This window comes from Polynucleobacter necessarius, assembly GCF_900096755.1.
GTDB classification, from domain to species: Bacteria; Pseudomonadota; Gammaproteobacteria; order Burkholderiales; family Burkholderiaceae; genus Polynucleobacter; species Polynucleobacter necessarius_K.
This window is the reverse complement of sequence record NZ_LT615227.1, coordinates 766,450-785,557: the sequence shown is the minus strand read 5'-3', so window position 1 is coordinate 785,557 and position 19,108 is coordinate 766,450. Positions and strand designations below refer to the sequence as shown.

General features: G+C 46.8%; 20 protein-coding genes and 1 pseudogene. 15 read left to right on the top strand and 6 right to left on the bottom strand.

Annotation, left to right across the window (positions count from 1 at the left end):
- Positions 1 to 38 precede the first annotated feature (38 nt).
- On the top strand, positions 39 to 1,238 hold the full coding sequence (locus tag DXE27_RS04150; protein ID WP_128113015.1) for a M20 aminoacylase family protein: 1,200 nt from the start codon (positions 39 to 41) through the stop codon (positions 1,236 to 1,238).
- Between the two features lie 28 nt (positions 1,239 to 1,266).
- On the opposite strand, the gene DXE27_RS04145 is transcribed toward DXE27_RS04150, so the two are convergent.
- The 3 genes from DXE27_RS04145 to apaG form a co-directional block, all read right to left on the bottom strand.
- On the bottom strand, positions 1,267 to 2,043 hold the full coding sequence (locus DXE27_RS04145; RefSeq protein WP_128113014.1) for an enoyl-CoA hydratase: 777 nt from the start codon (positions 2,041 to 2,043) through the stop codon (positions 1,267 to 1,269).
- A 32-nt stretch (positions 2,044 to 2,075) separates the two neighbouring features.
- Complete coding sequence (mltA, locus tag DXE27_RS04140; protein ID WP_128113013.1) at positions 2,076 to 3,227, bottom strand: murein transglycosylase A; 1,152 nt, start codon at positions 3,225 to 3,227, stop codon at positions 2,076 to 2,078.
- Positions 3,228 to 3,355: 128 nt separating this feature from the next.
- Positions 3,356 to 3,733 (bottom strand): Co2+/Mg2+ efflux protein ApaG, encoded by a 378-nt coding sequence (apaG, locus tag DXE27_RS04135; RefSeq protein WP_231969645.1) that lies wholly within the window; start codon positions 3,731 to 3,733, stop codon positions 3,356 to 3,358.
- Positions 3,734 to 3,782: 49 nt separating this feature from the next.
- Between apaG and rpe the strand changes: the two genes are divergently transcribed.
- From rpe to trpC, 5 genes are read left to right on the top strand one after another with little or no spacing between them, the layout of a single operon-like run.
- Positions 3,783 to 4,508, top strand: coding sequence for a ribulose-phosphate 3-epimerase (gene rpe, locus DXE27_RS04130; protein WP_128113012.1), 726 nt, complete (start codon positions 3,783 to 3,785; stop codon positions 4,506 to 4,508).
- The gene (gene trpE, locus DXE27_RS04125; protein WP_128113011.1) at positions 4,508 to 6,013 is read left to right on the top strand and encodes an anthranilate synthase component I; all 1,506 of its coding nucleotides are present in this window, start codon (positions 4,508 to 4,510) and stop codon (positions 6,011 to 6,013) included. The genes rpe and trpE overlap by 1 nt, the downstream gene beginning before the upstream one ends.
- On the top strand, positions 5,997 to 6,569 hold the full coding sequence (locus DXE27_RS04120; protein WP_128113010.1) for an anthranilate synthase component II: 573 nt from the start codon (positions 5,997 to 5,999) through the stop codon (positions 6,567 to 6,569). The genes trpE and DXE27_RS04120 overlap by 17 nt, the downstream gene beginning before the upstream one ends.
- Before the next feature lie 8 nt (positions 6,570 to 6,577).
- Positions 6,578 to 7,603, top strand: a complete 1,026-nt coding sequence (gene trpD / locus DXE27_RS04115) for an anthranilate phosphoribosyltransferase (RefSeq protein WP_128113009.1) — start codon at positions 6,578 to 6,580, stop codon at positions 7,601 to 7,603.
- A gap of 10 nt (positions 7,604 to 7,613) precedes the next feature.
- Positions 7,614 to 8,417, top strand: a complete 804-nt coding sequence (trpC, locus tag DXE27_RS04110) for an indole-3-glycerol phosphate synthase TrpC (protein WP_128113702.1) — start codon at positions 7,614 to 7,616, stop codon at positions 8,415 to 8,417.
- Here trpC and DXE27_RS04105 read toward each other — a convergent pair.
- Entirely contained in the window at positions 8,398 to 8,946 is a 549-nt protein-coding gene (locus DXE27_RS04105) for a hypothetical protein (protein ID WP_128113008.1), read from the bottom strand. The two genes, trpC and DXE27_RS04105, sit on opposite strands and share 20 nt — an antisense overlap.
- A gap of 137 nt (positions 8,947 to 9,083) precedes the next feature.
- Here DXE27_RS04105 and DXE27_RS04100 point away from each other — a divergent pair, with 137 nt between their 5' ends.
- Entirely contained in the window at positions 9,084 to 9,491 is a 408-nt protein-coding gene (locus tag DXE27_RS04100) for a hypothetical protein (protein ID WP_231969644.1), read from the top strand.
- Here DXE27_RS04100 and ychF read toward each other — a convergent pair whose 3' ends face one another.
- Positions 9,492 to 10,583, bottom strand: a complete 1,092-nt coding sequence (gene ychF / locus DXE27_RS04095; RefSeq protein ID WP_128113007.1) for a redox-regulated ATPase YchF — start codon at positions 10,581 to 10,583, stop codon at positions 9,492 to 9,494.
- A 40-nt stretch (positions 10,584 to 10,623) separates the two neighbouring features.
- Here ychF and DXE27_RS04090 point away from each other — a divergent pair, with 40 nt between their 5' ends.
- The 4 genes from DXE27_RS04090 to DXE27_RS04075 are packed head-to-tail and all read left to right on the top strand — an operon-like array spanning position 10,624 to position 15,148.
- The gene (locus DXE27_RS04090; RefSeq protein ID WP_128113006.1) at positions 10,624 to 11,898 is read left to right on the top strand and encodes an FAD-dependent monooxygenase; all 1,275 of its coding nucleotides are present in this window, start codon (positions 10,624 to 10,626) and stop codon (positions 11,896 to 11,898) included.
- Positions 11,891 to 12,607, top strand: a complete 717-nt coding sequence (locus DXE27_RS04085) for a DsbC family protein (protein WP_172457108.1) — start codon at positions 11,891 to 11,893, stop codon at positions 12,605 to 12,607. The genes DXE27_RS04090 and DXE27_RS04085 overlap by 8 nt, the downstream gene beginning before the upstream one ends.
- Positions 12,608 to 12,612: 5 nt before the next feature.
- The gene (locus DXE27_RS04080) at positions 12,613 to 14,388 is read left to right on the top strand and encodes a M61 family metallopeptidase (RefSeq protein WP_128113005.1); all 1,776 of its coding nucleotides are present in this window, start codon (positions 12,613 to 12,615) and stop codon (positions 14,386 to 14,388) included.
- A gap of 10 nt (positions 14,389 to 14,398) precedes the next feature.
- The gene (locus DXE27_RS04075) at positions 14,399 to 15,148 is read left to right on the top strand and encodes a uracil-DNA glycosylase (RefSeq protein WP_128113004.1); all 750 of its coding nucleotides are present in this window, start codon (positions 14,399 to 14,401) and stop codon (positions 15,146 to 15,148) included.
- Here the strand turns inward: DXE27_RS04075 and DXE27_RS04070 are convergent.
- Positions 15,137 to 15,391 carry a hypothetical protein gene (locus DXE27_RS04070; RefSeq protein WP_128113003.1) on the bottom strand — a complete coding sequence of 85 codons (255 nt, stop codon included), beginning with the start codon at positions 15,389 to 15,391 and terminating at the stop codon, positions 15,137 to 15,139. The genes DXE27_RS04075 and DXE27_RS04070 overlap by 12 nt on opposite strands.
- Before the next feature lie 47 nt (positions 15,392 to 15,438).
- Here DXE27_RS04070 and hemA point away from each other — a divergent pair, with 47 nt between their 5' ends.
- The 4 genes and pseudogenes from hemA (at position 15,439) to grxD (ending at position 19,098) form a co-directional block, all read left to right on the top strand.
- Complete coding sequence (hemA, locus tag DXE27_RS04065) at positions 15,439 to 16,755, top strand: glutamyl-tRNA reductase (RefSeq protein WP_128113002.1); 1,317 nt, start codon at positions 15,439 to 15,441, stop codon at positions 16,753 to 16,755.
- Entirely contained in the window at positions 16,756 to 17,835 is a 1,080-nt protein-coding gene (gene prfA, locus DXE27_RS04060) for a peptide chain release factor 1 (protein ID WP_128113001.1), read from the top strand.
- 8 nt (positions 17,836 to 17,843) lie between these two features.
- Positions 17,844 to 18,695 carry a peptide chain release factor N(5)-glutamine methyltransferase gene (gene prmC, locus DXE27_RS04055; RefSeq protein ID WP_128113000.1) on the top strand — a complete coding sequence of 284 codons (852 nt, stop codon included), beginning with the start codon at positions 17,844 to 17,846 and terminating at the stop codon, positions 18,693 to 18,695.
- An 89-nt stretch (positions 18,696 to 18,784) separates the two neighbouring features.
- Positions 18,785 to 19,098 (top strand): annotated as a pseudogene (grxD, locus tag DXE27_RS04050) (Grx4 family monothiol glutaredoxin).
- Positions 19,099 to 19,108: the final 10 nt, after the last annotated feature.

Sequence of the window (19,108 nt, the reverse complement as noted above, 5' to 3'; positions counted from 1 at the left end):
AAGGTGCACATCAAAAGACTTTCGGATAAGATGAAGGGATGCATTTACCTTCTGAAATTATTGCTTCTGCAGAAGCCATTCAAGAAATTCGACGCAATATTCATGCTCACCCTGAATTGCGTTTCGAAGAAAACCGTACGTCTGATTTAGTTGCTGAGGCACTTTCGAGCTGGGGTATTACTGTATTCCGTGGCATGGGTAAGACTGGAGTGGTAGGTCGCCTTGATGGTGATTTGGGTCCAGGGAAAATGATTGGCCTGCGCGCCGATATGGATGCGCTACCCCTGCAAGAACACAACAACTTTGCACATGCGTCCCGCAATGCGGGCAAGATGCATGCTTGCGGCCATGATGGCCACACCGCAATGCTCTTAGGAGCAGCCCAATATTTATCAAATCATCGCGATTTCAAGGGCACTGTTATCTTTATTTTCCAGCCAGCAGAAGAAGGTGGTGCAGGCGCACGCGAAATGATCAAAGATGGTCTTTTTGAAAAATTCCCGTGCGATGCCGTCTTTGGATTGCACAATTGGCCAGGCCTGTCTGAAGGTCACTTTGGGGTAACCTCCGGGCCGATGATGGCCTCCAGTAATAGTTTTGAGATTACGATTAAAGGCAAAGGTGGGCACGCTGCATTACTTCACAATAGCACTACTGATCCAGTCTTTACTGGTGCACAAGTCGTACTCGCACTCCAAGGCATCATCACACGCAACAAGCGCCCAGTAGATGCAGCCGTCATATCGGTTACACAATTTCATGCGGGTGAAACTAGCAATGTCATTCCTGATAGCGCATTTATTGGGGGCACTGTACGCACCTTTACGCTAGAAGTTTTAGATCTGATTGAACGACGTCTGCGAGAGATTTCACATAATGTTGCTAGCGCGTTTGATTGCCAGGCGGAGATTTCCTTTGCTAGAAACTATCCACCTCTAATTAATCATGACAACGAAGTTGAATTTGCTAGCGAAGTGATGAGTGAATTGGTTGGCAAGCAAAATGTGAATACAGCAATTGACCCAACTATGGGTGCGGAAGACTTTGCTTTTATGTTGCTAGAAAAGCCTGGTTGTTACGTATTCTTAGGTAATGGTGATGGCGATCATCGCTCAGTAGGCCATGGCATGGGCCCATGTCACCTACACAATCCATCTTATGACTTTAATGATGTATTGATTCCGGTAGGCGTGAGCTACTGGGTCACACTAGCTCAACGCTACCTAGCAAAAAACTAATTTGCTTTACTGCTTTACGAATTCAAGCTTAAGAATTCGTAAATTTTGCTGGCCGTTTTTCCATAAATGCAGCCATGCCTTCTTTTTGATCATTAGTTCCAAAGCAAGTGTGGAATAAGCGTCGCTCAAAATGCATACCCTCTGAAAGAGTGGTTTCATAGGCAGCATTAATACTTTCCTTCACCATCATCGCAGTGAGCAAAGGCATATCGGCAATCCCCTTGGCAATCGCCTTTACCTCTTTAAGCAAATCAGCCTGAGGAAATACGCGGGACACTAATCCAGATCGCTCTGCTTCGGCGGCATCCATCATCCGACCTGTAAGTGCCAAGTCCATCGCTTTCGCCTTGGATACAGCACGCGGTAAGCGCTGCGTTCCACCAGCGCCTGGAATAATTCCTAGCTTTACTTCAGGCTGAGCAAACTTCGCGTTATCTGCGGCCATGATCGTGTCGCACATCATGGCCAATTCACAACCGCCACCTAATGCATACCCAGATACAGCCGCAATGACTGGCTTACGAACTTTTTTCATTTCTTCCCAGTTGCGAGAAATGAAGTCTTCGCGATAAACATCCTTTAATCCATACTTTGCCATCGATGCAATATCAGCCCCCGCAGCAAATGCCTTTTCACTACCGGTCACGATGATGCAACCAATATTGTCATCCGCATCAAACCCTAGCAATGCAGCGCCAAGCTCATCCATCAACTGATCATTTAAAGCATTAAGCACTTCAGGGCGGTTCAGAGTAATAGTGGCAACCTTGCCGTCTACTTCAGTCAGAATTGTCTTGTAGCTCATGTTTTTCTTTCTAATATGCAATCAACAATCAATTAACGCGGCAGTAATAACCACATCTTGCCATTTTGTTTCATGCGGCCCGCCATTTCACCAGCAGCCTCCCCCGAACCCCAATAGTAATCAGCCCTCACCCCACCCACAATGGCTTTACCAGTATCTTGTGCCATCACCAATTTTTGTAAGGGCTGAGCACTCAAAGGTTTTGTAGTGGACAAAAATACGGGGGCGCCCAAAGGCATAGCCTGAAGATCAACCGCAATACTTCGCTCACCTGTTAAGGGCACACCCAGCGCACCATTGGGACCTAAATCTGCAGCAACATTACCAGGCAACTCTTTAAAGAAAACAAATCGGGGGTTTGCATTGAGCATTTCATTCACGCGATCAGGATTGCGTTTAGCCCATTGCGAAATACCTTGCATGGTTGCTTCACTACGCGAAATCTCTTTTCGGTCAAGCAGCCACTGAGCAAATGATTTAAAGGGTTGGTCATTTGTGCCTGCATAACCCAATCGCAGCACTCGACCATCTTGCAGTCGGATTTTTCCAGAGCCCTGTATTTGCATAAATGCCGCAGCAATAGGATCTTGCACCCAAGCGACTTCAGAACCTTGCAATACTCCAGAGCTCATTAATTCACCGCGTGTTGGACCTGGACTAGGCTTTGATTTTTTCCAAGCATTTGGATAAGCATAGAGCGGCACATTAAAGGTGCTTGTGCGAGTCAACGATCCATTCATTACCGGCTCGTAATACCCGGTAATCATCCCTGTATCGCTACCGGCACTATTGCGAATTTCATAAGCCTGAAAGTTACTTTCAAAATATCGACGAATTGATTGAGCATCTCCACTCGATACATTTGCTGCTTGCGCGCAGACTTGACGGCAATTGATTTCAGTATTGCGTTTGCGCAAACCATCGCAACTCTTTTGCCAAGCAGGCCAAGCTTGCGATAAATCATCGTCCTGCCAGCCTGGCAAAGCCTGCCAAGAGACCGCACTAAAACTAGCGATAGAGGAACTGTAGGAGGCAGGCCCTGCACCGGATCCGGAGCGAAATCCTGATCCACGCGTTGGAGGCGCCGAGCAACCAGAAACCAAACTCGCTAGGAAGATAGCGAATACACTAAACAAAGTTACTTTTTTTGCAACAGATTGCGCTAATTTAAATTTAGAACTCATGATCGCCAATTTACTCGATGAATACCCAATGATCCTCTTTGCCGTTGAAGGCGCTATTGCTCTCGGGCTTTTGTTGTTTATTGTCCTATGGACAGGCAATGGAAAGAAATAGTCTTAAGTCAAGCCCATTAATGCAGTGTTCGAGGCATGACTAGAGCGAACTCCGGAATAGGAGCCTGGAAGAATTGAGCGTCTTCCGTGACGCAGAAATATTCCCCACGCATAGTCCCGGCTGGTGTAGGCAAGGGTAGCCCAACTGGTGTACTCAAAATGCTCCCCAGGGCGCAAAAGGGGCTGTGTTGCCCAACCACCCCTAGCCCTTTAACCTCCTGAACGTCGTTATCCCCGTCAGTAATGAGCCAATGGCGGGCAATTAGCTGAATACTGGCGCTACCTGTATTGCGAATAGTGGCCGTATAGGCAAAGGCAAATTGGCGGTTATCGGGGTCAGATTGGTCAGGAAGGTACTGGGCTTTGACCGTAACGCTCATTTCGTGGGGATTCATGCTCGAATTCTGCTCCATCCAAGAGCCAACTGCAAGCTAGAATCTAGGGATGGAAAGCCAAAAATCACCATCTACCAGCCAATTTGTCATTGCCCCCTCTATTTTGTCGGCCGACTTTGCCTGCCTAGGCAAAGAGGTACAGGATGTTTTGAGCGCAGGTGCTGACTGGATTCACTTTGATGTGATGGACAACCACTATGTCCCTAACCTCACTATTGGCCCTCTAGTGTGTGAGGCTATTCGTCCATACGCAGTCAAAAACGGCAAGCCAGCCATGATTGACGTTCACCTCATGGTTGAACCTGTTGATCGCATCGTTCCTGACTTTGCAAAAGCTGGCGCCAACTTAATTAGCTTTCACCCTGAGGCAAGTCCTCACGTTAATCGCACTCTCAATTTAATTCGCGATCAAGGTTGTCAAGCAGGTTTAGTGCTTAATCCTGCAACACCACTGGATCATCTTGATCACACCCTGGAATTGCTAGACTTGGTTTTGCTCATGTCGGTCAACCCTGGGTTTGGCGGGCAATCATTTATTCCAAGTACTCTCAATAAAATTATGCAAGTGCGCGCTCGACTAGATCGCTACCAAGCTGAGACAGGTCGCTACATTCGCCTAGAGGTAGACGGTGGAATTAAAGCAGACAATATTGCGCAAGTCGCACAAACCGGTGCAGATACTTTTGTTGCAGGCTCTGCAATCTTTGGTAAAGATAATTACGCTCAAGTGATCGAGACGATGCGCAGCGAATTAGGCAAGTCAGAAAAAGCTTAATGCAGCGTGATGAATTTAATGCTCTAGCAAAACAGGGCTTCAGTCGCATTCCTCTCGTCAAAGAGGTATTGGCTGATTTAGAAACCCCGCTCTCGCTTTACGTCAAACTGAGCCAAGCTTTTGGAAGCAAAAATACCTACCTCTTGGAGTCTGTTCTTGGCGGTGAACGCTTTGGGCGCCTCTCCTTTATTGGGCTGCCTGCCAAGACCATTGTCAGAACCGTTGGCACGCCCTCCGCACCTATCAATGAGGTTGTGACCGAGGGAAAGGTAGTTGAGAGCAATACCGATAATCCACTCGACTTTGTTGATGCATATTTCAAACGTTTTAAGGTGGCTTTACAGCCAGGCCTTCCACGCTTTTGTGGTGGACTTGCCGGTTATTTTGGCTACGACACCGTACGCTACATTGAGTCACGACTTGCAAAACATCATCTTCCCGATGAATTAGGGGTGCCCGACATTCAACTGATGTTGACCGAAGAATTAGCGGTCATTGATAACGTCGCCGGAAAAATTTATTTCATCGTCTATGCAGACCCAAGCATTGATGGTAGTTTTGAAAATGCACAGAATCGCTTAAAAGAATTGATGACTTGCCTTGGGAAGCCGGCAAACATGCCCGCTTCATTACCTACCACCAAGACCGAACTCATTCGAAAATTTAAAGCGATGGACTTTGAGGCGGCCGTACTAAAAACTAAAGAATATATTTTGGCCGGTGACTGCATGCAAGTCGTTATTGGCCAGCGTATTAGCAAACCCTTTACTGAGTCGCCATTAGCTTTATATAGGGCCTTACGCTCGCTCAACCCCTCGCCCTATATGTATTTCTATGATTTTGGCGACATGCAAATCGTTGGATCATCACCAGAAATTTTGGTTCGCCAAGAAAAGCGGGCAGCTGAAAAGATTGTCACCATTCGCCCTCTGGCAGGAACTCGTCCTCGCGGCGCTAACCCCGAAGAAGACGAGCGATTAGCCAAAGAATTGCTCGCAGATCCCAAAGAAATTGCGGAGCATGTCATGCTGATCGATCTTGCGCGCAATGATGTGGGCCGAATTGCAAAAACGGGCTCTATAAAAGTCACTGACTCTATGTCAATAGAAAAGTACTCTCACGTACAACACATTGTGAGTGCTGTTGAAGGAGATCTGCTCGACAATATGAGCAATATGGATGTTTTACGTGCAACCTTCCCAGCAGGCACATTGTCTGGAGCCCCCAAAATTCGTGCAATGGAAATCATTGATGAAATGGAAATTGTGAAACGTGGTGTATACGGTGGCGCAGTTGGCTACCTCTCATTCTCGGGTGACATGGACGTTGCAATTGCCATCCGTACAGGCGTTATTCGTGATGGCATGCTGCACTCTCAAGCTGGTGCAGGCGTAGTTGCAGACTCTGATCCTACTGCCGAATGGAAAGAGACCGAAGCAAAAGCGCGCGCAGTATTGACAGCAGCCGAGCTGGTACAAGGAGGGCTTGATGCTCCTAATGATTGATAACTACGATTCATTTACCTACAACCTCGTTCAATATTTTGCTGAACTAGGCGAAGAGGTGAAGGTATTTCGGAATGATGAAATTGCAGTAGAAGAAATTGCAAAACTCAATCCAGACCGTATTTGCATTTCTCCTGGACCATGCAGTCCTGCTGAAGCCGGAATTTCCGTTGCCGCAATTAAACGCTATGCAGGAGAAATTCCAATCTTAGGTGTTTGCTTAGGTCATCAAGCTATAGGCGAAGCCTTTGGCGGAAAGGTGATCCGTGCCCAAAAGGTGATGCATGGAAAAACTGATAGCATTCATCACACTGGCGTTGGGGTATTTAAGAATTTGCCCGACCCATTTAAGGTCACGCGTTATCACTCTCTTGCAATTGAAAAGAGTTCATTGCCGGATGTTCTCGAGGTCACCGCCACATCTTCAGACGGCGAGATCATGGGTGTGCGCCATCGTGAATTAGCTATCGAAGGCGTTCAGTTTCACCCTGAATCTATCTTGTCCGAGCACGGTCACGCCCTCCTCAAGAATTTTTTGCTTTTAATAAATAATTAGATAGCGCTATGTCAATCACACCTCAAGAGGCGCTACAACGCTGCATCGAACACCGCGAACTTTTCCATGATGAAATGACCGCGATGATGCGTCTCATCATGAGTGGCGAAATGCCTCCTGAATTAGTGGCTGGATTACTCGTTGCATTGCGAACCAAGAAAGAAACCGTTGGTGAAATCGCAGCTGCCGCACAAGTGATGCGTGAGTTTACTACCCCAGTGAAGGTTGATGACCGCTCGCATCTAGTGGATGTGGTTGGTACCGGCGGTGATGGTGCGCATACTTTTAATATCTCGACTGCAGCTATGTTTGTTGCAGCAGCGGCTGGAGCAAAAATTGCCAAGCATGGCAATCGCAGCGTAAGCAGCAAGTCTGGCAGCGCTGATGTATTAGAAGCGCTTGGCGCAAACCTTGCACTCTCAGCTGAGCAAGTATCCAAATGCATCTCTACAGTAGGCGCAGGATTTATGTTTGCTCCCAATCACCATCCTGCCATGAAGAATGTGGTGCCAATTCGCAAGCAATTGGGTGTCCGTACAATTTTTAACATCCTGGGTCCACTAACCAACCCAGCCGATGCCAAACGCATTCTGATGGGTGTGTTCCATCCTGATCTAGTGGGTATTCAAGCCCGTGTACTTCAGGCTTTAGGTATGGAACATGCATTGGTCGTTTATGGTGGAGATGGTTTAGACGAGATCTCTCTTGAAGGCGCCACTTTAGTAGGCGAACTTAAAGATGGTGTGGTTCGTGAATATGAAATTCACCCTAAAGATTTTGGCCTTAATACCGCACTCACAAATAGCTTCAAAGTAGCCAATGCGGAAGAATCCAAAAAAATGGTTTTGGCTGTTATCAATAACCAGCCGGGTGCTGCCAGCGATATTGTCTGCCTAAATGCCGGCGCTACCCTATACGTAGCCGGAGTAGCTAAAGATATTGCCAGCGGTATTGCCCTTGCTAAGGCAGCCATCGCTTCTGGGGCTCCACGCCAAAAGCTTGACGCCTTTGTTGCCGCAACTCAATCTAATTAAGTTCTTATACATGGGCGATATCCTCGAAAAAATTGTTGCAACCAAAAAGATCGAGGTTGCCAATTGCCTACAAAAAATTTCCCTTGGTAATCAGCGAGAAAAGGCTGAGGCAAATAATCAAGACGCCCTAATGAAGCCGCGCGGCTTTATTCAGTCAATTGAGAAAAAGATTGCTGCGGGCAAAGCAGGGGTCATTACCGAAATCAAGAAAGCCAGTCCTAGCAAAGGAATCTTGCGCGAGAACTTCATGCCCGCCGAGATTGCTAAATCGTATGAGAAACATGGAGCAGCCTGTTTATCGGTCCTTACGGACGTAGATTACTTTCAGGGCGGCAACACCTATCTGCAACAAGCTCGGGCAGCGTGTAGCATTCCCGCTTTGCGTAAAGATTTCACGATAGATCCTTATCAAGTTTACGAAGCGCGTGCGATCGGCGCTGATGCCATTCTGCTAATTGTTGCCTGCCTAGAGCTCAATCAAATGAAAGAGCTCGAAGCCTGTGCGCATGAATTAGGTTTAGATGTGTTGGTTGAGGTACATAACGCACCAGAACTAGAACAAGCACTTGAGCTAAAAACCCCGCTGCTTGGAATCAATAATCGCAACCTCAAAACTTTTGAGGTCACACTACAAACAACGCTTTCACTCCTATCGATGGTTCCTAGTAATAAAACGTTAGTGACTGAATCAGGGATTCTAGGCCGCGCCGATGTGCAATTAATGCGTGATAACCAAATTATCGCCTTTTTGGTTGGCGAGGCTTTTATGCGCGCACCCGATCCAGGCACCGCCCTTAGTGAGCTGTTTTCCTAAATCGTCTTAAAAGATCGAGGCTGTATTTAATTAGGGAGATCAGCAGTACTAATCCCAATATATCGCCAATGAACATGGCGATGAAATGATTCATGGTGCCAGAGTCATCAATATTAACTGTGGCATACCAAAACTGATGCAGCCCAGCGCTTAATGCGGCAAATACCAAAATACAAATCAAAATCAGTAATTTAGATAAATTTAGGTTGCTGAGATCGGAATCTAACTCCAAATTGCTCAGCACAAATATTCTGGCGAGGTAGGGTGCGAAGCCTGATATCAAACCAGTGCCGATACAAATTGTTAAGTCATCTGACAGCGCGCCGCAATAGCTAATTAAAAATGAAGCGAGAGCAATGCCTATGGCTCCCGGTAAGCCAAAAATTAAAATAAGAAAAAGTCGCAAACCAGCAGGAAGATATACCCCGTTAACACCGGCACCAAATACAAAACTGCTCGTAAGCCATGAGTTGAAATAGAAGAGCGCTGCATAGGCGAGCGCACTAATCCCAAAACCATGTGCGCGCATCAGCGGCAAAAAACTTTAGGCATTACTCGGAGTATGGATGATTACATTTGACAAAGATAAACCGCACAAATCGTATTTAAGGAATAGAATACCATTAGCTCTACAGCTAATAAAACCTCAACTATATAATCTAAATAATGTCTACGCCCAAGCAACCGCCCTATTTACGCTTCCTGAATTTAATGGATGCCCTAGATCGCATTAACCCAGGGAAGAAACTCGATTGCATCGAGGAGGGCTTGCTCGATAAAGTGGTTTCGCATGCACATCTCAAAGAGACTGTATTGGTAGGGGATTTAATTTCGTTGTCTGAGCTGGGCTCTCAAACCACACTTCATGGGCGCCTCAAAAATCTGAGTGCAATGGGCTATATCAAAATGGGCAGCAACGAAGATGGTCGCAAAAAACAAGTGCTGCCTACCAAGCTAGCTTTAAAGCGTTACGAAGAAATTTCTAAGCGCCTCGAGAAAGCCGCCACAAAGCAGGCTAAGAATGCAATCCAGCCTTCTCTTGTCTTGTATAGGCAACAAACTACTGCAGGATGACTAAACGTTAAATAAGAAGTTCAATACATCGCCATCTTTCACGACGTACTCCTTACCTTCTGCGCGCATCTTGCCAGCTTCTTTAGCGCCAGACTCACCTTTGAATTGAATAAAATCTTCATAAGAAATTGTCTGGGCACGAATAAAGCCACGCTCGAAATCTGTATGAATCACTCCGGCAGCTTGTGGGGCTGTGTCGCCCACATGAATGGTCCAAGCGCGAACTTCTTTAACACCAGCAGTGAAATACGTTTGCAAACCTAGCAAAGCATATCCAGCACGGATAACCCTGTCTAAGCCTGGCTCTTCCATACCAAGGTCAGCTAAGAACTCAGTCTTGTCAGCATCATCTAAATCAGCGATCTCAGCTTCAATTGCCGCACAGACCGCAACCACTGGAGCACCTTCTTTTGCTGCATGCTGCTTCACTGCTTCAAGATGAGGATTATTCGTAAACCCATCCCCTTTCACATTGGCTACATACATGGCAGGTTTAGCAGTGATTAAGCAAAGAGGCTTAATTACCAATTTTTCTTCTTCAGTCAAATTGAGGCTGCGAACTGGCTGAGCAGAATCTAGATGGGCTTGTACTTTTGTAAGCACCGCCACTAAAGCAGCCTCTTTATCGTTACCCGATTTCGCAGCTTTCGTGGAGCGATTTAGTGTTTTTTCAACGGTTGCCAAATCTGAGAGCGCCAGTTCGGTATCAATCACTCCGATATCAGCGATTGGATCAATTTTTCCAGCAACGTGAATCACGTTTGGATCCTCAAAACAGCGCACCACATGCGTAATAGCGTCAGTTTCTCGAATATTTGCCAAAAATTGATTGCCCAGGCCCTCACCTTTGGAGGCGCCAGCTACCAAGCCCGCAATATCGACAAACTCGACAGCTGCAGGCAGGATGCGCTCAGGCTTCACGATCTCAGCCAAATGGGCCAGACGAGGGTCAGGAACCTCAACAACGCCTACATTGGGCTCGATCGTGCAGAAAGGATAGTTTTCTGCTGCGATTCCAGCTTTGGTAAGCGCATTAAAGAGGGTAGATTTGCCGACGTTAGGCAGGCCGACGATGCCACATTTCAAAGACATGACCTTATTGTAAAGGGGCTTGTTTCGATATCATCGAGTTATGTCAGAAGTTAACCCAATTTCCCCCTCCAAATCCCCTGGACATTCAGCCCCCACCCGCTCTGTAGACGTGCTTGTGGTGGGTGGTGGCATTGCTGGTAAGGCTTGCGCCCTGGGTTTGGCTCAACTGGGACTGCAAACCATCGAAGTTGCACCTGACCTAGAGCAGAGCGTTGCCAGCCCCCAAGGACCTCAGTGGGGACAACGAATCTATGCTTTTTCTCCTAGCACCCAAAAACTACTCGCCCATTTACAAATTTGGGATGCGCTTGATCGCAACCGCCTTCAGCCAGTTCGCGATATGCGCATCTATGGTGATCGCGGCGAAAAGGATGATCAACTCCACCTTTCGGCGTTTGAAGCTGGCGTACCCCAATTAGCTTGGATAGGTGAATCAAATTTAATTGAACATACTCTTGATCAAGCATCACGCTTTCAAAATAAATTGGAGCGCATTAGTGATGCAGTCAAAAAGGTAGAAGTGGATGCCGATGGCGTTACTGCACACCTCAACAATGGCAGCGCGATTCGCGCAAAACTTCTCGTTGCCGCTGATGGGGCTAATTCTCCGATACGCACTGAATTAGGAATCACTGCTACTGAAGAAAGTTATTCACAAAGCGCCGTTGTTGCAAATTGGCTTTGCACCTATCCACATCTTGAAACTGCTTTTCAGTGGTTCTTGCCTGGTGGAGATATTGTGGCAATGTTGCCGCTACCAGGCAAACAAGTATCGATGGTATGGTCAACTTCACCAGATAATGCCGCCAGCCTACTAAAGCTCAATCAACAACAATGGCTTGATCGTTTATCCACTATTGCCAATGGCGCGATCAGCAAACAACTTGGTGAGCTTACCCTCAACTCAGAACCAGCCGCATTTCCTCTGAGAAAAATTCGCGCGCAACGTTTTATTGGTCCAGATAGCCACCCAAAGGTTGCACTCATTGGAGATGCCGCCCATGTAATGCACCCATTGGCAGGGCAAGGCTTAAACCTAGGATTGCGAGATGTAGCGGTGCTGCTCAACATATTAGGTAAGCGTGAATCATTCCGCTCACCAAGTGACTTAGTGCTCTTGCGTCGATATGAGCGTCAAAGGCAAGGTGACACCAGCGCGCTCTTGTGGGTCACCGATAAACTGAAGAAATTATTTTCCGCAAGCAGTAACACGGAAAATCAAATTCGAAATTGGGGTCTTGGCCTCGTAAATAAAAGTCACTTTATAAAACAGCGCCTCATTGAACGCGCTTTAGGGGAAATCGATTTTGATTAAATTTTTATCCGCCGCCACCTTAATTGGCGCCACTATTTTTTTGGGTGGTTACGCCTACGCGCAAACAGAGCAACAGATAAAAACTGAATTGCAGAAAAAATTGGGTTCCAATGTCAAAGTTAAAAGCGTTGCCCCTGCACCTATCCCAGGCTTATATGAGGTCATTGTAGGCAATGAGATCATCTATACGGATGCTGGAAGCAAATACCTCATTCAAGGTGAAGTCATTGAATTGGCAAGTGGTAAAAATATTACCGAGCAAAGGCAGTCTGATCTAAATCGCATTAAATGGACTGACTTAAATCCAGCAAATGCCATTAAAAATGTTCGCGGCAACGGCAGTCGACAGCTTGCCGTGTTCTCTGATCCCAATTGCGGATATTGCAAACGCCTAGAAAAATCTCTGCAGCAATTGGATAACGTCACCATTTACACCTACCTCATCCCCATCCTCTCTCCAGACTCCGCACAAAAATCAAAGCAAATTTTGTGCTCGGCAGACCCCTACAAGTCATATATGGACTGGATGGTGAATGGCATCACCCCAAGTGGTAAGAGTGATTGCACCACCCCTCTTGATAAAAATATGGCTTTTGCGAAGACCTACGGCATTACTGGTACGCCAACACTCTTCTTTACCGATGGCAGCCGTTTTCCTGGCGCCGTTCAAATTACTCATATCGAAAAGAAATTTAGCTCACTGAAATAATTCATATGAAGAACTCTGACTTACCAGCAATTCAGTACACCATATGGCCAGCAGATCTTCAGGGTCACCACTTTAAAGTAAAGCTTCACATATCCAACCCCAATCCAGAGGGTCAGATACTGCAGATGCCAGCTTGGATTCCCGGGAGCTATTTGATTCGTGATTTCAGCAAGCGCATTGAATCAATTGAAGCGTTTGTTGCAGGCGATTCCAAGAAAAAAATTGCTCTTGAAAGATTAAGTAACGATCAATGGCGACTTCCCAAAATAAATACTGCAGTAGAGATACTCACAACGGTTTACGCCTTCGACTCGTCAGTACGTGCGGCTTATCTTGATACTGAACGTGCATTCTTCAACGCCACCAGCCTTTGCCTAGCCGCGCAAGGACAAGAAAGCCTCCCTTGCTCTCTTGCCATCATTCGACCTGAAAGCCCTTTTGCTGATCATTGGTCAGTACAAACAAGCTTGCGGTCAGCTAAAACTGACGCCCAGGGTTTTGGTTTTTATCTTGCGCAGAATTACGACGACTTATTGGATCATCCTGTTGCCATAGGTGAATTTCAAATTGCCCGCTGGATCTCCAATGGCACACCCCACTCTATGGCAATACAGGGGTGCATTCACCCCATAGATAAAGCACGTTTAGAAAATGACCTGCAGGCCATCTGCGCTTCCACAATCAATCTTTTTGAACCCAAAACTAAAAAAGCACCCTTCTCCAATTACCTGTTCTTGGTCAATGCAGTCCTCAATGGATATGGTGGACTAGAACATCGCAATAGCACTGCACTACTGTGTCGTCGTGATCAAATTCCACAGGCAGGCGCTCTATTTGAGGAGAATGCCTATCGTGAATTTTTAGGCTTATGCAGTCATGAATATTTTCATGCTTGGCTAGTAAAGCGCATTCAACCAAAAGCATTTCAACCATATGATCTAACGCAACGCAATCACACCCGTTTACTTTGGTTGTTTGAGGGCTTCACCAGCTATTACGACGATCTTCAACTCTTTCGCAGCAAGCGCATAGATCTTAAGACCTACCTAAAATTAGTTGCCGACAACTGGAATGGCGTTTTACGGGGCCCCGGACGACAAAAGCAGAGTTTGGCAGACAGCTCATTTGATGCCTGGACCAAGTATTACCAGGCCGATGAAAATACCCCTAATGCAGTGGTGAGCTATTACGGCAAAGGCGCATTACTTGCGCTTGGTCTTGATCTACAAATCCGCGCTTTCTCGAAAAATCAGAAATCTCTCGATGACTTGATGCGCTTAATTTGGAAGACGCATGGCCAAACAATGGATGGAATTCCCGAAGATGGATTGGATACATTAATACATCAATTATTGGGCAATGGATTCAACAAGATTTGGCAAGAGATAAAGACGCGCTATATCTTTGGCACCGAAGATATTCCGCTGCAGAAATGGCTTAACTCTAAAGTGGTCTCGGTAGCCACTAAGACTCATACAAAACTCGAAAAGATCAAGCTTCAACTTGGGTTGCGTCACGCCGAAGTGAGTGGTTGGCTTAAGGTGACTCACGTCTTAGATGGCGGGGCCGCTCAAGCAGCGGGCCTTACGGCAGGAGATTTGCTGGCAAGCTTCAATGGGCAACGCATTACAGCTGCACGCTGGGATAAGGTTCTTGGAAGCCTACCCGAGAATCAGAGCCTAGAGATCTCCTTTTATCGAGATGACATGGAACATGAGCGCATCTTGATATTACAAGCCTCACAGGTTCCGATGCAATACGATTTAACTCCGCGCTCCTGATAGCAAGCAGATGCATTCTTTTTCCAAGGAAGATATTCCTCGAGATTGGCAAGAAGTCTTATTAGGCGACTACTTCGAATCTTCGGACTGGAAAAGGCTAGAAGAAAATTTACATCTTGTCCTAAAGTCTCAAGAGGTTCGACCTGAACCAGAGAATTTTTTTAAAGCACTAAAGCTGACCCCCGTTGATTCAGTTAACGTCGTCGTTCTCGGGCAGGACCCATATCATTCGCCCGGTCTAGCTCAAGGATTGGCTTTTTCAATTCCAGAAAACATCCCAACAAACTCACGAGAATTTCCAAGCTCACTTCGAAACATCAGTAAAGCGCTTGCTCTTGAGGGTTTTGGTTATTTGCCCAATGGTGATTTACATCACTGGGCGAAACAAGGTGTACTACTTCTTAATACCGCCCTGAGCGTAAAACTAGGTGAGGCTGGAAGTCACACAAGCTTGGGATGGAGAAGTTTGATCGACAAACTAATAGCTGCTCTTGCACAAAAAAATTTACATTTGGTTTGGATGTTGTGGGGAGGACATGCCCAGTCAAAATTGCCTCTCATTCAATCTGAAGCTAATCAGCTGATCTTGCAATCATCCCACCCATCGGGGCTTGGAGTCTATAAGACGGATAAGCCTTTTTTAGAGCCCGGCGGAAAAATGAGTTGCGGACACTTCTCCAAAACAAATCAATGGTTAATAGCTCATGCCCGCACACCCATTCAGTGGGTCGGCCAGACGCAAACAGACTTATTTAGCTAAAGCGCTATAAACACAACTTGCCAGGCAGGAGGCAAATATGGCGCTCAGCCACTCCAACATTTGTCCAGACTCGAAAAAGCCCATGTACTGCCCAAAATAAGCGCCTGCAGCGGCAAAAATAAAGCCCGCCAGCATAGCTAGCAAGAACTTTCCAAGCCCAGAGCCACTGGAGCGGCCAGGATAAAACATCCAAGCCGATGCCCCGGATATAGCCCCAATCACCAGAAAAGCTAAAAACCCCATTCTTATCCCCAATAATGCATGCTGCCATCAAATCTATAATCACCATTATGAAGTTGTTGACACTCGGCATCAATCATCGCACAGCGCCGGTCGCCATTCGGGAAAAGGTCGCCTTTGACCCTGAATTTCTTCAAGAAGCGTTGCACGACCTACGCCAACATTTAGTTGGCGCGAATCAGGCCGGGCTGCCAGAAGCAACTATTTTGTCTACTTGCAACCGTACTGAAGTCTATTGCGCAGCCAATGACGATAGTGCCGCAGGACATTTGCACGAAGCCACTTTCGACTGGCTGGCTAAAACCCAACAACTTGCGCCCAGCAGCCTTCAGCCTCATATTTATTCGCTACCCCAATCGGACGCTGTACGACATGCGTTTAGAGTTGCTTGCGGATTAGATTCAATGGTGATTGGTGAAACCCAAATCCTGGGGCAGATGAAAGATGCTGTTCGTACTGCAAATAATGCTGGCGTACTGGGTACCTACTTAAATCATCTTTTTCAAAAAACATTTTCCGTAGCTAAGGAAGTTCGCGGCTCTACAGAGATCGGCGCACACTCTATTTCAATGGCAGCCGCATCGGTACGCCTATCAGAGCGCATCTTTGAAAAAATTTCTGAGCAACGCGTTTTATTTATCGGCGCTGGTGACATGATTACTTTATGCGCAACACATTTTGTGTCGCGCAAGCCTAAGAGCGTAGCAATTGCTAACCGCACTATCGAACGCGGCCAAGAATTGGCTGACTCCATTTCCGAACAAGATGTACAGGCAGAATCTTTCAAGCTCTCAGAGCTTCCAGAGCGTCTTCATGAATTCGACATCATCGTGTCAAGTACGGCTTCTTCCCTACCAATTATTGGTCTTGGTATGGTTGAGAGTGCGCTCAAGCAGCGTCGCCATAAACCAATGGTGATGATCGACTTAGCAGTGCCGCGTGACTTTGAACCTGAGATCTCAAGGCTCGAAGATATCTATCTTTATACCGTCGATGATTTAGGTGTCATGATTCAGCCTGGTGCCAACTTACGTCAAGCAGCAGCAAGTCAAGCTGAAGCGATCATTGAAGATCGGGTTGGAAATTTTATGCATTGGATGCAGGGCCGCAAAACAGTGCCTCTGATTCAAGATATTCAGCAGCAAGGCGAACGTTTACGTCAACTTGAATTAGAGCGTGCTATGAAACGCTTAATGCGTGGCGACGACCCTCAAGAAGTCCTTAATGCAATGGCGCAAGGTCTTACCAATAAATTCTTGCATGGCTCTTTGCATGCACTACAACACTCCAATGGCGCAGAGCGCGACGCTCTTATTAAGCTGCTACCAAATCTATTTGCCTCACACTCCAAGCCAGAAGACCATTAGATGAAGCCCAGCATGCGGGCTAAGCTAGACCACCTAGACACGCGCTTAGCCGAACTCAATTCCCTTTTAACTTCCGAAGAAGCAACCAAAGATATGGATGCCTATCGGAAGCTCACGCGCGAACATTCTGATATCGCGGCCGTAGTTGAACAGTTCGGCCTTTATAAGCAAGCGGAAGCGGATGCTCAAGCTGCAGAAGAGATGCGCAAAGACCCCGAAATGAAGGACTTTGCAGACGAAGAACAAAAACAAGCGCTTGCCACCATGGAAGAGCTTGAAGAGGTCCTGCAAAAGCTATTACTCCCAAAAGATGAGAACGACGAACGCAACGTCTTTCTAGAAATACGGGCAGGCACAGGCGGTGATGAAAGCGCCCTTTTCGCTGGCGATCTCCTACATATGTACACCCGCTTTGCTGAACGACAGGGCTGGAAGGTCGAAGTGGTCAGCGCCGCTGAATCAGATTTAGGTGGATATAAAGAGGTTGTCTTACGCCTAGTAGGCCAATCTGTTTACTCGCGACTCAAATTTGAATCTGGCGGCCATCGCGTCCAACGTGTTCCACAGACCGAAACACAAGGGCGTATTCACACATCAGCGTGCACAGTTGCCGTCATGCCAGAAGCGGATGAATTAGAAGCCGTCAAGATTAATCCTGCTGAATTGCGAATTGATACCTTCCGAGCCTCAGGTGCCGGTGGACAGCACATTAACAAAACTGACTCTGCAGTACGTATTACGCACTTGCCAACAGGCACGGTAGTTGAGTGCCAAGATGATCGCAGCCAACACCGCAACCGCGAACAAGCTATGAAGGTTTTGGTATCGCGCATCATGGATGCCCGCGAACGCGAGAAACACCAGCTTGAGGCACAAACTAGGAAATCTTTAATTGGCTCCGGCGATCGTAGTGATCGCATTCGCACGTATAACTTCCCTCAAGGGCGCATTACTGACCATCGTATTAATCTGACGCTCTATAAGATTGATGCCATGATGGATGGCGATATCGATGATCTTTGTAACGCACTTGCATCCGAACATCAAGCTGAATTGCTTGCCGCACTAGGCGATAACTAAAACACTTTATGAGTGCTGAATTTAGCCTGCGCTCGCTATTGAGCGCCTCCCTGCTTCCACCTAGCGATGCACGAATCCTGATGGCTCATGTCCTCGAGCAGCACTACCAGCTCCCTCGCTCAGCATTACTTTCTCGCAATGAGATGGCATTGAACCCCCAAGCCCTCACGCAATGGAAAAACTTAGAGTCCAGGCGAATGAATGGCGAACCAATCGCATACCTCGTGGGGAAAAGAGGGTTTCATAACATTGAGCTTTATGTGGCGCCTGGTGTTTTGATACCGCGCCCAGAAACAGAATTACTAGTTGAAATCGGATTGCGTGAAGTTGAGGGCTTGGGGGAGGCAGCTAAAGTTCTTGATCTTGGTACTGGTTCTGGTGCTATTGCTTTAGCAATTGCACATGAAGCTCCTCATCTAGCAGTCACCGCAACAGATCAATCGCCAGAGGCTTTAGAGGTTGCCAAAAAAAATGCCGAACTTCTAAACATTGCATCACGCGTCCAATTTGCTCAAGGCAACTGGTACTCAGCTTTGCAACCTGATGAGCGCTTTGACGTCATCTTGAGTAATCCGCCCTATATCGCCTCTCAGGATGAGCGCCTCACTCAGGGCGACTTACGCTTTGAACCAATATCAGCACTTACCGATCATGCCAGTGGTCTGACTTGCCTTGAAGTCATTATTGCCGGAGCAGCCACGCGTCTAAATTCCAATGGCTTAATTGCCGTCGAGCACGGCTTTGATCAATCCGAAGCTGTTGTTGCCATTATGAAAGCTGCCGGACTTGCGGATATTCAAACCCACCAGGATTTGGCTGGGCACACTCGAGTGGCTTCAGGCAGAAAAATAGGCTTATAAATAACCCTATTTCGCATAAAGTCTTAAAATCAAATAATCCCTGTTTTCAAACTGCCTTTGCGTAAAGGCTGCCTTACTAGAAAGAATTTATGGACACACAAGCTCAAATTAAAGAAATCGTTACCAGCCATCCAGTGATGTTGTTTATGAAGGAAGGGCACAGCACAGTTTCCACAATACGGCTTTCTCTGGCAATGCTGTAAATATTTTGCGCGCTAGTGGAGTCGAAAATCTACACACCGTGAATGTTTTGGAAGATGCCGGAATCCACCAAGGAATTAAAGAATATGCCAATTGGCCGACTATTCCACAGCTTTACATTAATGGTGAATTTATTGGTGGCTCAGACATCATGACTGAGATGTATCAATCTGGTGAGCTACAAAAATTGGTTCAGGCCTAAGCTCTTTCGC